General features: G+C 43.2%; 14 protein-coding genes and 1 pseudogene. 14 read left to right on the top strand and 1 reads right to left on the bottom strand.

What is annotated here, in order from left to right; translation table 11 throughout:
• Positions 1-140 precede the first annotated feature (140 nt).
• From J7M13_01800 to J7M13_01740, 13 genes and pseudogenes are all read left to right on the top strand, one after another.
• Positions 141-722, top strand: coding sequence for a thiamine diphosphokinase (locus J7M13_01800; protein MCD6362723.1), 582 nt, complete (start codon positions 141-143; stop codon positions 720-722).
• A gap of 6 nt (positions 723-728) precedes the next feature.
• The gene (locus J7M13_01795) at positions 729-1,037 is read left to right on the top strand and encodes a nucleotidyltransferase family protein (protein MCD6362722.1); all 309 of its coding nucleotides are present in this window, start codon (positions 729-731) and stop codon (positions 1,035-1,037) included.
• Between the two features lie 144 nt (positions 1,038-1,181).
• Positions 1,182-2,501: a UDP-glucose/GDP-mannose dehydrogenase family protein gene (locus tag J7M13_01790; GenBank protein ID MCD6362721.1), complete on the top strand. Its 1,320-nt coding sequence runs from the start codon at positions 1,182-1,184 to the stop codon at positions 2,499-2,501.
• Positions 2,498-4,201 carry a sulfate adenylyltransferase gene (gene sat, locus J7M13_01785; protein MCD6362720.1) on the top strand — a complete coding sequence of 568 codons (1,704 nt, stop codon included), beginning with the start codon at positions 2,498-2,500 and terminating at the stop codon, positions 4,199-4,201. Before J7M13_01790 ends, sat begins: the two co-directional genes overlap by 4 nt.
• Positions 4,198-5,562: an 8-oxoguanine deaminase gene (locus J7M13_01780; protein ID MCD6362719.1), complete on the top strand. Its 1,365-nt coding sequence runs from the start codon at positions 4,198-4,200 to the stop codon at positions 5,560-5,562. The genes sat and J7M13_01780 overlap by 4 nt, the downstream gene beginning before the upstream one ends.
• A gap of 38 nt (positions 5,563-5,600) precedes the next feature.
• A complete protein-coding gene (locus tag J7M13_01775) occupies positions 5,601-7,118 on the top strand; it encodes a peptide ABC transporter substrate-binding protein (GenBank protein MCD6362718.1) in 1,518 nt (505 codons plus the stop codon).
• 132 nt (positions 7,119-7,250) lie between these two features.
• Complete coding sequence (locus tag J7M13_01770; GenBank protein MCD6362717.1) at positions 7,251-8,219, top strand: ABC transporter permease; 969 nt, start codon at positions 7,251-7,253, stop codon at positions 8,217-8,219.
• Positions 8,186-9,091 carry an ABC transporter permease gene (locus tag J7M13_01765; GenBank protein ID MCD6362716.1) on the top strand — a complete coding sequence of 302 codons (906 nt, stop codon included), beginning with the start codon at positions 8,186-8,188 and terminating at the stop codon, positions 9,089-9,091. Before J7M13_01770 ends, J7M13_01765 begins: the two co-directional genes overlap by 34 nt.
• A 9-nt stretch (positions 9,092-9,100) precedes the next feature.
• Positions 9,101-10,085: pseudogene (locus J7M13_01760) on the top strand (ABC transporter ATP-binding protein).
• On the top strand, positions 10,063-11,049 hold the full coding sequence (locus J7M13_01755) for an ABC transporter ATP-binding protein (GenBank protein ID MCD6362715.1): 987 nt from the start codon (positions 10,063-10,065) through the stop codon (positions 11,047-11,049). Before J7M13_01760 ends, J7M13_01755 begins: the two are co-directional and overlap by 23 nt.
• A 17-nt stretch (positions 11,050-11,066) precedes the next feature.
• The gene (gene hslO, locus J7M13_01750) at positions 11,067-11,963 is read left to right on the top strand and encodes an Hsp33 family molecular chaperone HslO (protein ID MCD6362714.1); all 897 of its coding nucleotides are present in this window, start codon (positions 11,067-11,069) and stop codon (positions 11,961-11,963) included.
• Complete coding sequence (locus tag J7M13_01745) at positions 11,950-12,177, top strand: type II toxin-antitoxin system HicB family antitoxin (GenBank protein MCD6362713.1); 228 nt, start codon at positions 11,950-11,952, stop codon at positions 12,175-12,177. Before hslO ends, J7M13_01745 begins: the two co-directional genes overlap by 14 nt.
• Positions 12,170-12,385, top strand: coding sequence for a type II toxin-antitoxin system HicA family toxin (locus tag J7M13_01740; GenBank protein ID MCD6362712.1), 216 nt, complete (start codon positions 12,170-12,172; stop codon positions 12,383-12,385). The genes J7M13_01745 and J7M13_01740 overlap by 8 nt, the downstream gene beginning before the upstream one ends.
• A 142-nt stretch (positions 12,386-12,527) precedes the next feature.
• Here the strand turns inward: J7M13_01740 and J7M13_01735 are convergent, their stop codons facing one another.
• Entirely contained in the window at positions 12,528-13,256 is a 729-nt protein-coding gene (locus tag J7M13_01735; protein MCD6362711.1) for a DUF72 domain-containing protein, read from the bottom strand.
• Here J7M13_01735 and J7M13_01730 point away from each other — a divergent pair.
• Positions 13,196-15,076: a lytic transglycosylase domain-containing protein gene (locus tag J7M13_01730; protein MCD6362710.1), complete on the top strand. Its 1,881-nt coding sequence runs from the start codon at positions 13,196-13,198 to the stop codon at positions 15,074-15,076. The genes J7M13_01735 and J7M13_01730 overlap by 61 nt on opposite strands.
• The last annotated feature ends 269 nt before the right edge of the window (positions 15,077-15,345 follow it).

The raw sequence follows: 15,345 nt of genomic DNA, 5'->3' as shown, positions 1-15,345 counted from the left end.
TTCCAAGGGAGGGGGTAAGCCAAGGGATATCCTAAAAAGCGAGGAGGAGCTGAGGGAAATTCTAAGGTAGGAGTGGAGAGAGCTTGAAAATATAGATTTTTACCTATGGAGATTATAAAAACGAGAAGTTCTATAAGTCATTGCTTGAGGGGGCAGATCTTATAATATGTGCCGACGGCGGAGGAAACTATCTATACGCTTGGGGGGTAAAACCTGACATTTTGATCGGCGATATGGATTCGATTTCAGCAGAAGCGTTGCTTTATTTCGAAGGCGCTGGTGTTAAGATCGTTCGTTTTCCGAGAGATAAGGATTATACTGATTCTCATCTTGCTCTTCTTGAAGCGCTGAGATTCTCTCCCTCCGAGGTGATAATAATAGGTGGTCTTGGGGATAGAATGGATCATAACATAGCAAATATTCATCTTCTCTATCTCGCGTTGAAGAGGGGTGTGAGGGCTAAGCTTGTAAACGAGCGATATGAAGCAATTATTCTTAAAGAAGGAGAAAATAGGATGGAAATATCTGGCGAGAAAATTTCCCTTCTTCCCTTAACTTCAAAGGTGATTTTCTCACGCTCTGAGGGGCTTAAATGGAAACTTGATGATCTTACATTTTCTCTTGAAAACCCGATCGGGATAAGCAACGAGCCGTTGGGAAAAGAGGTAATTATAGATGTCAAGGAAGGATATGCCATCCTCTTTCAGGTCAAGGAGGGGTAGAGGAGGATGGGTCGTAAGAAGATTTCGAAGGAGGAATTGCTGGCGTTTCTTAGGAGGAAAAAGGCTTTCTTTTATACAGCATATGGAATAAAGAAGATAGGAGTGTTTGGGAGTTATGTGAGAGGAGAAGAAACGAGAGAGAGTGATATAGATATCATTGTGGATATGGCGAGGGACAGGAAGAATATACATAATCTTTTGGGTTTTAAAAGATATCTGGAAAAAGAGCTTGGTGTTAAGATCGATGTAGGACTTGAGACAGCTTTAAAGCCTGCGATTAGACCGCAAGTTCGAAAGGAAGTCATCTATGTCTAAGAGAAAAATCAAACTGTATCTACTTGATATTCTGGAATTGGGGAGAGCTATCTTAGACTATGTAACGGGAATGTGCTATGAGGATTTCATCTTCTGAGGGTAGTGGAAGAGATATTAAAGGAACTGAATGGGGAGGGGTAGGAGATGTCCTCTTATAAGATAGCTGTTGTGGGAGCTGGATATGTTGGACTGGTTTCAGCGTGTGGTTTCGCTGAGCTTGGGCATAAAGTCGTGTGTGTTGAAAAGGATAGGAAAAAGCTTAAAAGCCTTATGGAGGGGAAATCCCCAATATATGAACCTGGACTTGAGGAGCTTCTGGATAAGCACCTTTCGGGTGGAAATTTGAGTTTTACCGGTGACCTTCAAGAAGCGGGTAAATGGGCTCAAGTTATATTCATCTGTGTTGGAACCCCTTCAAGGGAAGACGGGAGCGCGGATCTGTCTCAGGTTGAGGAGGTAGCGCGGGGAATAGCGGATATTATAGATGATTACAAATTGATTGTGAAGAAGAGCACCGTCCCTGTTAAGACTGCTCAGTGGATCAAAAGGACTATAGAGCTTTACGGAGGCAAAGGAAGGAGATATGATGTGGCTTCAAATCCGGAATTTTTGAGGGAGGGAAGCGCCCTTTATGACTTTTTTCACCCGGATAGGATCGTCATAGGGGTTGAAAGCGAGCGTGCTGAAAGAATTCTGCGAGAAATATACTCTGGAATAGATGCACCAATCCTGGTTACGGATATAAACACGGCGGAAATAATAAAGCACGCCTCGAATTCCTTCCTCGCTACCAAGATATCTTTCATAAACATGATAGCTGATTTTTGCGAAGCGGTCGGAGCGGATGTGAAGATGGTCGCTGAGGGGATGGGCATGGATAAGAGAATAGGAAAAGCTTTTCTGGGGGCCGGTATAGGGTATGGAGGCTCTTGTCTTCCTAAGGATGTTAGAGCTTTTATCAAGATAGCGGAGGAGCATCATGTCGATTTTTCTCTTCTTAAGGAGGTTCAGAGGATAAACGAGTCCAGGGTTGAGCGATTTTTTAAGAAAATAAAGAGTGTTATGTGGGTTTTAAAGGAGAAGGAAATAGCCATCTGGGGGCTATCCTTTAAGCCGAATACGGATGATATAAGGGAAGCTCCCTCTTTGAGACTCGTTCCTCTTCTTTTAGCCGAAGGAGTTCGATTGAGACTTTATGATCCCAAGGCAATGGAGAACTTTAAGAAGGTTTTTCCTGAGAATGAAAAGGTGAGGTATTTTGATGACCCTTATTCTGCTTTGGAGGGAGCTCATGCGCTTGTTATACTTACCGAATGGGATGAGTTTAAGCAGGCGGATCTCTCGAAGATAAGGGAGCTTCTTTTGACTCCTATGCTCTTTGATGGCAGAAACATATATGAACCGAAATATGTTTTGTCTTTTGGACTTGAATATTACTGTGTGGGGAGGAGGTTTTTCTTATGATCAATTCTCCGTATAAAGGGAAGCTTGTTGATCTTATGGTCAAGGATGAGGATGAGAAGAGAAGGCTTTTTGAGAAGGCGGTTTCTCTTCCCAAGGTTCCGCTTCTTGGAAGGAGCCTTTATGATTTTGCCCTTTTGGTTAAGGGGGCATTTTCTCCTCTGGAGAGGTTTATGGGAAAAGAGGATTATGAGAGCGTGCTTCAAAACATGCGCCTTAAGGATGGAACTCTCTTTCCGATTCCCGTGAATCTTCCCTTAAGAAGCTTGGATGGTATTTCGCTTGATTCGGAGGTTGCTCTCGTTGGGAGGAAGAACGAGATTCTCGCGGTTATGAAGGTAGAGGAGATATACGAGTATGACAAAAATGAGGAGTGTAAAATGGTTTATGGAACGCTGGATTTTAGACACCCTATGGTTCTCGAAATGGGCTTTAGAGGCAGGTATTACATATCCGGTGAGCTTAAGGCTCTTTCGCTTCCAATAGACTTTTATGTATTTTCCGGGCTTCCCCTCTATCCAGATGAGACAAGATGTGCCCTTGAGGCTAAAAACCCTCAGAAGGTTATAGCTTTTCAGACGAGAAATCCGCTTCACAGGGGGCACGAGGAGGTTATAAAAAGAGCTTTGAGCCGGGGAGGCGGGATGCTCCTTTTTCATCCATCGGTTGGAATGACCAACTTTGGGGATGTGGATAGCTTCGTGAGGATAAGGACTTATGAGGTTTTGCTTGGGAAATACTTTAGAAATTACGATCATCTCTTCGCTCTTCTTCCCCTCGCTATGAGACTTGCTGGACCGAGAGAGGCTCTATGGCATGGGATAATAAGAAGGAACTATGGTGCAACTCATTTTATAGTTGGAAGAGATCACGCGAGCCCCGGGTTCGATTCGAAGGGAAAGCCGTTTTACGATCCGTATGAGGCGCAGGAGCTTTTTAAGAAACATGAGGAAGAACTTGGGATAAAAGGAGTGTATTCAAAAGAGCTTGTTTATCTGCCCGATGAAGATAGATACTGTGAGATAGATGAGATACCTGACGGTAAAAAGTATTACGCGATTTCCGGCAAGACATTAAGACGAGAATATTTAAGCAAGGGTAGAATTCCTCCCGAGTGGATGATGAGAAAAGAAGTTGCTCAGGTGATAATAGATTCTCAAAGGAGAAAGCTTAAGGGATTTTGCATATGGATAACGGGTCTTCCGGCTTCCGGTAAGAGCACCCTTCTTGAAGCTTTAAGATATCTTTTCTTAAGAGAGGGGATATATGTTACAGCATTCGATGGAGATGAGACGAGAAGATGGATTTCAAACGATCTCGGTTTCTCAAGGGAAGACAGAATGGAGAACATAAGGAGGGCAAGCGTTCTTGCCGGTGAGATAGTCAGGCATGGTGGTATTGCCATATGTGCTTATGTCAGCCCATATAACAGCGCGAGGGAACTTGCGAGGAGTATAATCGGAAGGGATAGATTCGTTCTGGTCTATGTTAATACTCCATTGGATGTATGTATGGGGAGGGATATAAAAGGGTTTTACAAGAGAGCGCTAAAGGGCGAGATAAAAGACATGACTGGCGTGGGTGATATATTTGAGGAGCCTCAAGACGCCGATTTCAGAATTCAGATGACGGGTTCGGATTACATGGAAAGGGCTAAGGAGATATTCGATTACGTCATGAGGAGGTTCAGAGTAGAGGAATGAGAATTCTCTTCAAGGACTTTGACCTTATTTTTACGGCAAGCCTTAAGTATGGGGAGATAAGAGGAGGCTATCTCATAACTTCGGGGAACAGGATAGAGAGTCTGGGTAAAGGGGATCCTCCTTCTGGTGATTACGACAGGGTTGTGGATGGAAGAGGGAAAGTTCTCCTTCCAGGCTTCGTGAACACCCACCATCATTTCTTCCAGGCTCTAACAAGGGCAGTTAAAGGAGCGCAGGATCTTCCTCTATTTGAATGGCTTAAATTTCTATACGAGATATGGAAGAATATAACTCCCGAGATGATCTATATAAGCACGAAGGTTGCGATAGCGGAGATGCTTCTTTCAGGCGTTACGACTTCTACGGATCATCTCTATCTCGTCCCCTCGAATCGCGAGGAGGTATTTGATGCTCAAATAGAAGCCGTTAAGGAAATGGGAATCCGATTCTTGGCGACGAGAGGAAGCATGAGCCTCTCGCGTGAGGAGGGAGGGCTTCCTCCGAGGGAAGTTGTTCAGAAGGAAGAGAGAATTTTAAGGCATTGTGAGAAACTTGTTTCTAAGTATCACGATCCGGGTTTTCTCTCCACTTTAAGAGTTGCGTTAGCTCCGTGTTCACCTTTTTCGGTTACTCCCGAGCTTATGAAAGAGACCTTGAAGATGGCTGAGGAAGAGGATCTCCTTCTTCACACGCATCTCGCTGAGACTCTTGATGAGGAAAGGTATTGCCTTGAGAAATTTGGTAAGAGACCGGTTGAATATATGGAAGAGCTGGGATGGCTAAATAATAGAGTTTGGTTCGCTCATCTCATACACTTAAGCGATTCGGATATAGAAAAGCTTGTTAAGGCTGATGTTGGAATGGCTCACTGCCCGAGCTCAAACATGAGGCTTGGTTCTGGGATAGCGAGGGTTGCTGAGATGAAAGATAAGCTTAAGATGGGGATCGCCCTTGATGGAAGCGCAAGCAACGACACGAATAATTTCATCTACGAGCTCAGAAACGCCATGCTTCTTCAGAGAGTTAGGTATGGAGCGGATGCTTTGACCGTTAGAGAGGTGCTTCTTATGGGGACAATTGGAGGAGCGAGGGTTTTGAGGATGGAGAAGGAGATAGGTAGTCTTGAGGTGGGTAAAGGAGCGGATTTAATAGTTTTTAATCTTAATGATCTCGAGCATGCGGGGGCGGTTGATGATCCATTGGGAGCGATTCTGCTTTGCGATACCAAAAGTGTGGATATGAGTTTAGTGAATGGGAGAATTCTGGTGGAGGATGGTGTCTTAAAAGATATCGATTTAGGGGAAATTATACATAAACACAATCTGATGGCGAAAGAGCTTTTGAGCCATTCGCTTATGTGATATAATTTTTTAAAAAAGAAAAGGAGGTGTGTGGGTTAATGCGAAAGTGGTTAATCATAGGATTGGTTGTCTCGCTTAGTGTGGCGCTTCTGTCTGGGATCGCTTTAGCGAGGGCAAAGAGCTTTGTGGTAATAGGCACAACAGATAAAATAGTTTCACTGGATCCTGCTAAGGCTTATGACTATCTTTCCTGTAATATCTTACAAAATGTTATGTCCGGGCTTGTAGATTATAAGCCAGGCACAGCTAATATCGTTCCCGCGCTGGCTGAGAGGTGGAAGATAAGCAAGGATGGGAAGGTTTATACTTTCTACTTGCGTAAAGGATTAAAGTTTTCCGATGGCACGCCTTTTAACGCTCAGGCAGTTAAGTTCTCGATCGACAGGGTATTTAAGCTTAAGGGAGATCCTGCCTTCCTTCTGACCGAAGTTGTGAAGAAAGTTGAGGTGGTTGATGACTATACCGTCAAGATTACGCTGAAATATCCTTATGCTCCGTTCCTGTCAGTTTTAGCCTTTACGGTTGCCTTTCCGGTGAGTCCCAAAGCTTATAATGATAAGGAGTTTAGTGATGTTGCTGTTGGTATAGGTCCTTATAAAATTAAGAAATGGACAAGGGATGTAGAGCTCGTTTTAGAGGCTAATCCCGATTGGTATGGGTCTCCACCTAAAGCGAAGCTGGTCGTTATAAGATTTTATCAGAGCGCTCAGAGCTTGCGAATGGCTGTAGAAAAGGGAGAAGTAGATGTGGCATATAGAACGCTTAATCCGGAGGACATTATTGCGATAAAAAAGGAAGGCAAGCTTAAGGTTTATGAGGGGAATAGTCCGGTTATAAGGTATATTGTGTTTAATGCAAAGAAAGATCCGTTCAACAAGGTAATAATTAGAAAAGCAATAGCTTATGCTATTAATAGGTCCCTCATAACAAAGAGAGTCTTCAGGGATACAGCAGTTCCTCTTTACAGCATGATCCCCATGGGAATGTGGGGACACATAGATGCTCTACCAAAGCATGATATGAAGAAAGCCGTAGAGCTTCTTAAGAAAGCAGGTTATGATAAGGATCATCCGCTTGAGGTAGATCTCTGGTATACTCCGACCCACTATGGTTCTACGGAAGCCGATGTTGCCCAGATGCTGAAGCTTATGCTTGAGGCCACAGGTGTTATAAAGGTAAATATTAAGTACGCTGAATGGGCTACCTATGTTGACTACTTCCTTAAGGGTAATCTCGGTTTCTTCCTACTGGGATGGTATCCTGACTATCTTGATCCTGACGATTATATGTGGCCTTTCCTGCATTCTTCCGGAAGCCCGAGCTTAGGGAGTTTCTATTCCAATCCTAAAATGGATGAGTTTCTCTTGAAGGCACGTCAGCTTTCTGATCAAAGCGAGCGTGCTAAGGTTTATGAGGAGGCCCAGAAACTTCTTGCTGAGGAAGCGCCTTATATTCCTCTGTGGCAGGCTAAACAGTATTGTGTGGCTAAACCTAACGTAAAAGGCATTCTCCTTGAGCCTACTCAGATATTTAGGTACTATCTCATTCATAAGTGATCTTTGTGCAGAAGTCCAGATGACTGGATGGGGAGGCTCCCTCTTTGCGGAGAGAGTCTCCCCTTAAAAGATGATTTGGGGGTGTAAGGTTTGGCGTCATTGCGTTATTACGTTATAGCGAGATTACTGCTCATGATTCCAATGGTTCTAATTCTTCTGACGTTCGTTTTTTTTATTTTACGCGTTCTTCCCGGTGATCCGGTGAGCGCCCTTTTGGGCCCCAAGGCTTCTCCTCAACAGGTAGCTGAGATAAGAGAAAAGCTGGGGTTGAATAAGCCCCTATTAGTACAGTATTTTGACTATATATTTAATCTCGTGAAAGGGGATTTTGGTAAATCTATGCTAACGCGCAGACCGGTCATAAAGGAAATTTTTGAAAGATTTCCTGCGACTTTGGAATTAACGATTTGTTCCATGTTTGTAGCGTTTCTTATAGGATTGGTGCTTGGAGTGGAATCCGCCAAGAGATGGGGAAGCTTTTGGGATTCAGTTTCAAGAAGCTACGCCATAGTGATTTACGCGGTGCCAGTTTTTTGGCTTGGGCTTATGATGCAGCTTATATTTGGAATTAAGCTTGGAATTCTTCCCGTTTCTGGAAGGATATCTCCTTTGATGGAGCCAGATCACATAACGGGACTTTTTCTCATAGACGGTATTCTTACCTGGGACTGGGAGGCTTTTTGGGATGCCTTTAAGCATCTCGTTCTTCCGTCTGTAACTCTGGGCCTTGTGCTTTCAAGCGTTTTTGTTAGGCTCGTTAGAGGAAACATGCTTGAGGTTTTAAGGATGGACTTCATAAGGGCTGCAAGAGCAAGGGGAATAGCAGAAAGAAGCGTTTTTTACAGACATGCTCTCAAGAATGCTTTGATACCGGTTTTAACGATGCTGGGGCTTGAATTTGCCCTTCTTCTTGCAGGAGCGGTTTTAACGGAGACGACATTTTCTTGGCCTGGTATAGGAACCTTCTTGATAATGAGGGTAAGATATAGAGACTTTATGGCTGTGCAGGGAGTAATAGTATTTTATGCAGTGCTTGTTGCTTTCGTGGGACTTCTGGTTGATATAATATGTGCCTATGTCGACCCGCGGATAAGGTATTAGGAGGGATTTTAAAGTTGGAGTTCAGGGCGCTTCACTCTATTTTACGTAAGATAGTTAAGGGGCATGGGGGTATAGCTCTCCTTATAGGTGGAATTATACTTCTGGTTTTTCTCATGTTTTTCTTCTTTGCTCCTCTTATAGCTCCTTACGATCCTATAAAGCCGGTTGGACCTTCGTTTTCCCCTCCGACTTCCAAGTTCATTATGGGCACGGACAACTTTGGTAGAGATGTTTTTAGTAGAGTTATATGGGGGACTAGAATAGCGCTTACGGTTGCTGTTCTTGCCACACTTCTGGCAGCCTTTATAGGTATACCGTTAGGACTTTTCTCTGGATATAAAGGTGGAGCCTTTGACAGGATATTGACTATGATTATGGATTCCATATACTCTTTTCCCGGTTTGATCCTTGCTATAGCGATAGCAGCTATGCTTGGTCCTGGAATAATAAACATATCCGTTTCTATAGCAACAATATATGTGCCTACTTATTTTAGAGTTGTTAGAAATCAGGTTAACTCGATAAAAGCGGAGCTTTATGTTGAGGCTGCAAGGGCTTTAGGGGCGACAGATGGGGTAATTTTAAGGAAATATATCTTTAGAGGAGTTGTCCCTACCATACTCGTGATACTTTCGATGAATATAGCAGATGCCATTCTTACGGAAGCTGGCTTAAGCTTTCTGGGACTTGGAATACCTCCCCCTACGCCTGACTGGGGTTTTGATCTCTCCAATGGTCAGAGATTTTTGCTCCAGAATAACTGGTGGATGGTCTTTTATCCCGGTTTGATGATTGTTTTAATTACCTTGGGTTTCAGCCTTCTTGGGGAGGGCTTGCAAGAAAGGTTCAATCCCAAGCTTAAGGAGAGGTAGTTAGGGAAAATGGGGATACTGCTTGAGGCTAAGGATTTAAAGGTTGGATATAGAGTTGAAGGGAAAATTTTATGGGCGGTTGATGGCGTTAGCTTTCAGGTCGAGGAAGGAGATATAGTTGGGCTTGTTGGAGAATCGGGTTGCGGGAAGTCTACCTTAGGGATTAGTTTCCTTAGGCTTCTTCCCCCGGGATCCAGAATAGAGGGAAGCTTGATTTTTAATGGGCGAGACTTAGTCAAGCTCTCGGAAGAGGAGCTAAGGAAGATAAGGGGAAAGGAAATATCGATGATTTTTCAGGACCCCATGACGAGTTTAAATCCGGTGATGAAGATAAAGGATCATTTTATAGAAACGATAAGAACGCATCTTGATGTTCCCGAGGAAAAGGCGCTTGAGATGTCAGCCAATGTGCTTGAAGCGGTTGGTATCCCTTCAAGCAGGCTGGAATCCTATGCTTTCGAGCTTTCTGGCGGACAGAGACAGAGGGTAATGATAGCGCTGGCTCTGGTTTTAAATCCAAAGCTTCTTATAGCAGATGAGCCCACGACTTCTCTCGATGTAATAGTTCAGGCTCAGATTCTGGATCTTATAGCTTCGGTGAGGGAGAAGTTCGGCGTGACCATAATACTTATAACTCATGATCTCGGAGTTGTTGCCCAAATGGCTAAAAAAATAATGGTGATGTATGCTGGTGAAATAGTAGAAATTGCTCCAACCGATGAGCTTTTTTCCGCACCCCTTCATCCTTATACTAGTGCGCTTCTTGGAGCGGTTCCAACGATTGATCTTGATGATCTTGAGCTTCATTCTCTTGATGGCTCTCCTCCGAATTTGCTTGATCCGCCGAGAGGGTGTCGTTTCTATCCGAGGTGCTTTGAGGCGATGGATATTTGCAAGTCGAGGAATCCTCATGTCGTCAGAATAAGCAAGGACAGGTATGTAAAATGCTGGAAATATAGGTGATGATGAGAATGGAGGCATTACTGAAGGTTGAAAATCTGAAAAAGTATTTTCCGGTTAAAAAGAGTTTTATAGAGGAGCTTTTTACTCGCGAGAAGAGATTCCTGCGTGCCGTTGATGGTATTTCCTTTGAAATAGCCCGCGGTGAAACGCTGGGTTTGGTTGGAGAATCTGGGAGCGGTAAGACGACGGTTGGCAGGCTCGTTTTAAGACTGCTTGATCCTACGGAGGGTAAAGTGTTCTTTGATGGGGAGGATATAACCTCGCTTTCAGGAGAAGAACTGAGAAGGAAGAGAAGGAATTTCCAGGTAGTTTTTCAGGATCCCATGGCTTCTTTAAATCCCCATATGAAAATAGGAGAAGCTATAAGGCATCCCCTTGTGATACACGGCATAGGGACTGAAAAGGAGCAGAAAAGAGAGGTTCTCAAGATGCTCGATAGGATGGGTCTCGTTCCGCCGGAAAGCTTTTATGAGAAGTATCCTCATGAGCTTTCTGGTGGGCAGAGGCAGAGAGCGGTCATAGCTCGGGCTCTTATACTTCGTCCTAAGTTCGTGGTCGCGGATGAGGCGGTTGCTATGCTTGATGTCTCGGTTAGGGCTAAGCTTCTTGAGCTTATGATAGAACTCAAAAAGGAATTTAATCTTACTTATCTGTTTATAACTCATGATTTAGCAACTGCGAAGTATATATGTGATAGAATAGCGGTAATGTACCTGGGAAAGCTTGTTGAATTGGGCAATTTGAGAAGCATTTATACATCTCCAAAGCATCCCTATACAAAAGCTCTTCTTTCTGCCGTTCCGTTTCCCGATCCCAAAGTTAAGTGGGATAGGTTTCTTCCTCCCGGTGAGGTTCCAAATCCAATAAATCCTCCTTCCGGATGCCGTTTTCATCCGAGATGTCCGTTGGCTTCTCCAATTTGTTCGAGGGAGGAGCCTGCTCTCGCTGAGGTATCACCCGGACATTTGGTTGCCTGCCATAATCCATTGAGATAAGGAGGTTTAGAGAGAATTTGAAAGGAGACTATATGGTTAGGGGCGTTGCCTTAGAAGGAAAGGTTAGGATAATGGCATCAAGAATAACGAATACTCTTCTTAAAGTCAGAGAGCTTCAGGATGCTTCTCCCACTGCCATAGCTGCGCTGGGGAGACTTATGTGTGCTGCAGTTATGATGGGGTGGGATATGAAGGTGGAAAGGGGAAGACTAACCCTTCAGGTAGTTTGCGATGGGCCTCTTGGGGGACTTATCGCTGACGCGGATACCCAAGGCGGGGTGAGGGGATATGTTAAAAATCCGAGGGTTGAGCTTCCCGTGAATGAGAAAGGCAAGATCGATGTTGAGAAAGCCGTTGGAAGAGGAGAGCTCATTGTTGTAAAAGATTACGGGCTAAGGGAACCCTACATGACGAAGGTTCCTCTTATAAGCGGTGGAATAGCCCTTGATGTAGCCAATTATTACAGAGTTTCAGAACAGATACCATCGGCAGTGGCTCTTGGCGTTCTGGTTGATCCAGAGAGATTGATAGCCTCAGCCGGTGGAGTCATAATTCAACTGATGCCAGGAGTAGATGAGGAATTCGTCTCCCATCTTGAAAGCTCTTTTGGTAAGCTTGGCTCAGTGAGTAGAAAGCTCGATGAGGGGATGACACCTGAGGAAATCGTTGAGGAGCTTTTGGGTAGAGGAGCCAAGCCGAACTGGCTCGGTACCCAGAAGGTTGAGTTTAGATGTACCTGTAGCAAGGAGAAAGCTGAAGAAACCATAGTGGCGCTTGGAAAAGAGGAAATATTAAGAATGTTAAAGGATGGCAGGGGAGAAGTAGAATGTAAATTTTGTGGGAAGAAATATATATTCGAAAAAGCTGATTTGGAAAGGCTTCTTAAGGAGGTGGAGGACGGTGAGGAAGCTTAGGTTTAATGTGGTAGTGGAGAGGGATGAGCATGGATATTATGCTTACTGCCCTCTTTTGGATGGATGTCAAACGCAGGGAAAAACTCTTGAGGAGGCTTTATCTAATATAAAGGAAGCTATAGAGCTTTATTGGGAAACTCTTTCAGAGGAAGAGAGAAAAGAGATACTGCTTAGAGAGGTAAAAACCTTGGATATGGAGGTTCAGGTTGCCTAAGCTTCCAAGGTTGACAGCTCATGAGGCTGAAAGTTTGCTTTTAAAAGTGGGTTTCAAAATGGTTAGATCTAAGGGGAGTCATAGGATATATAGAAAAGGAAATAGAAGGATTGTGATTCCTTTTCACGCAGGGATAAATCTTCATCCTAAGATTATGAAGAAAGTTCTTGATTTTGCTAAGGAGGTGGAGGGCAGTGAGGAGGTTTAAGTGTATTTCGTGTGGAGAGATATTTCAGCATGAGAAAGGTGAGGTTCGCTGCCCCAAGTGCGGGAGCAGGACGCTCGTTCTCCTTGAGGGAGATTCCTTGAGAAAGAAAGGTTCTTGTGGTACCTGCTCCTCTGGAACCTGTTCAATCTGCGGGATTAACTAATTTTCTTAAAAGCTTTGCGTTCTGGATAGCGTATGCGTGCGTATCGTTGTTGAAATAAATAAAGATATTTTTGAGGTTCCCTTTTATCTCGTTTATGAGAGAAGCCCATCTTTCCATCTCTTCCTCTGAGTAAAGGTAATCATACCACTTATCTTTGCCGTGAAATCTTATGTAAGCCCAATCCGCAGTTATTTTTACGGTTTCCGGAAGCTTGGGAGCACTTACGATGACGAACGCGCAGTTTTTCTCTCTCAATATTTCCTCGATTTCTTTGCTCTCAAACCAGCTCTTGTGCCTGAACTCAAACGCAAATCTAAATCCGGAAGGAAGCTCATCTATGAACTCTTTTAAGAGCTCCGGTGAGCATTTTAAAGAGGGGGGAAGCTGAAACAGAATGGAACCGAGGTTTTTCTCAAGAACGGATGCTTCGTTGAGAAAGTTTTCAACATCCTCCCGGGTGTTCTTAAGTTTTTTCAGGTGAGTGATGCCTCTGAAAGCTTTGAGAGTAAAAACAAAGCCTTCTGGGGCTTTCTTTTTCCATCTTTTTAAATTGCTCTTTTTTGCCCCTCTGTAGAAAGTTGAGTTTATCTCAACTGTGTTAAAATCTTTAGCATAAAACTCAAACCAGTCATTTGGGGGGAGATCCGATGGGTAGTAGATGTCCTTCCACCCTTTGTAAAACCATCCTGATGTTCCTATGTATATCAGTTTTTATCACCTCGCTTCCTCAGGTTTCTTTATCGGCAGAGAGCGTAATAGAAAAGCTTTTGAAGGCAAATTCATATAGAAGAGAAGGAAAGCTCAAAGAGGCAAAGGAGCTTTATGCCGAGTGTCTTCCTCAAAGTGAGATGCTTTCTCCCCACGTCAAATTCTACTTGGGACTTATTTACATGAATGGGAAAGACTATACTACAGCATTATCTTACTTTAAGGAACTCTGGAGATCAAGAGAGAAACTTCCTATAGAGATTAAGGCAGTCCTGCCTTACAGAATTGCTCAGATCTATGAGAACTTGGGGAAGCTGGAAAGGGCCTATGGTTTCTATCTGCTTTCCCTTGAGCTCGGAACAGCGTATATAAGAAAGGTTGCTCGATACAGGCTCGCTCTTATATCCTTTAGGAAAAGAAGCTATAAAAAGGCTTCTGAATGGATTCTTTCCATATTGAGCGATTATCCAAGGGATAAAGATGCTAATGATCTGCTTTTAAGGCTCCTTCCTTACCTGAGATCTCCCGGAAAAGAAGTTCTTTACAGAGCTGGTAGAGCTTACTATCTTAGAGGAGAGTATAAGATAGCTTTGCGCTATTTTAAAAGATCGAGAAAGCTTTTCTGGGAAGCTATCACGCTTGAGAGATTAGGAAGAAGAAGGGATGCTTTCAGGCTTTATGGTGCGCTTCTTAAGAGAGGAGTAATCTGGGAAACCTTAGTTAGAAGGTATGTTGCTCTTTCGGAAAGCATAAATGCTAAGAAAAAGGCTTATTCTTTGCTTAGATCTATTTTGAAGAAAAAAAAGCATGAGGATTTGATTCTCTTTTATCTTTATTACCTCACGCATGATTCAAGATATAAACGTCTCCTTTTAAAGGAGTTTCCTCGCTCTAAATGGGCCCTTCGCGTTTCATGGCTTGAGGGATGGAGACGTTATATCTCTGGGAAATATAGAGATGCATTAAGCGAATGGAGAATTATTCTAAAGTATCATGCTGGTGATCCCATCTGTGCGAGGGTTATATACTATCTTATGAAGAAAGGACTCTATTCTCGATTAAAAGCCAGGCGTGTTCTATCCCTATCGTTTCCACTGGAGTATTACACTGTTAGAAAATACGGCATCTCTCTTAACCGGAGAAAACCCTCTCTTCCTAAGGATGCTCTTTCAAGAAAGCTCCTTAAGGCTGGCTTCTGGGAGTTTGCCTTCATTAGAGGAAACCTTCTCAATGGGATACCCACTCCTTCGAGAAAACTATTTTTATCAATCGTTTCAGAAAAGATGTTTAACTATCACTCATCTGTGGCCTATGCTACATACTTAATACTTTCCGGTTGGAGAGATAGAGATGTATGGAGAAGAGCTTATCCTCTCACAAACTATTTTAGTTATATAGTCAAGATTTCTAAAAGGGAAAAGGTAGATCCCCTACTTGTTCTCTCCGTTATACATCAGGAAAGTAAATTCAATCCCCGCGCGGTTTCCTGGGCAGGAGCTGTAGGTCTCATGCAAATCATGCCGTTTACTGCCAGGAGTCTTGGTGTTAAGGATAGAAATGCACTTTTTTCCCCCTACGTTAACATAAAACTTGGGATAGTGCATCTTGCGGGTTTTATGAGAAAATACAAGAATAATCTCTATTTGGCTTTAGCTGCTTATAATGCTGGAGGTGGAAACGTTTCAAGATGGATCAGTAAGATAAAAGCCAAGAGCTGGGAAGAGTGGATGGAAATGATACCCTATAGGGAGACGAGAAACTACGTTAAAAAGGTCATAGCTGCCTATAGGATCTATAAGGAGCTTTATAGGAAGAAATGAAAGTTTACTTTCTTTATAGGGAAAAGCTATGTTCTTCCATATTGGATCTTACATTTTTACCATCTCATTTATTATATTTCCAAGTCAAGAGTTGATAGAAGGAGAGATATTGCGTATAATAAATTATATATTGTGTACGATATAATATAGGATGGTGATAACCTTGGCGATAGAAAGAAGATCCTTAAAGGATGAGGTCTTGGACAGGATTAAAAATTTCATAATATCCGGTAGATATTCTCCGGGACAAAGGATAGTAATAGATGCTC

It is taken from the genome of Synergistota bacterium, from assembly GCA_021159885.1.
Taxonomy (GTDB): domain Bacteria; phylum Synergistota; class GBS-1; order GBS-1; family GBS-1; genus AUK310.
This window is presented reverse-complemented; position numbering and strand designations above follow the sequence as displayed.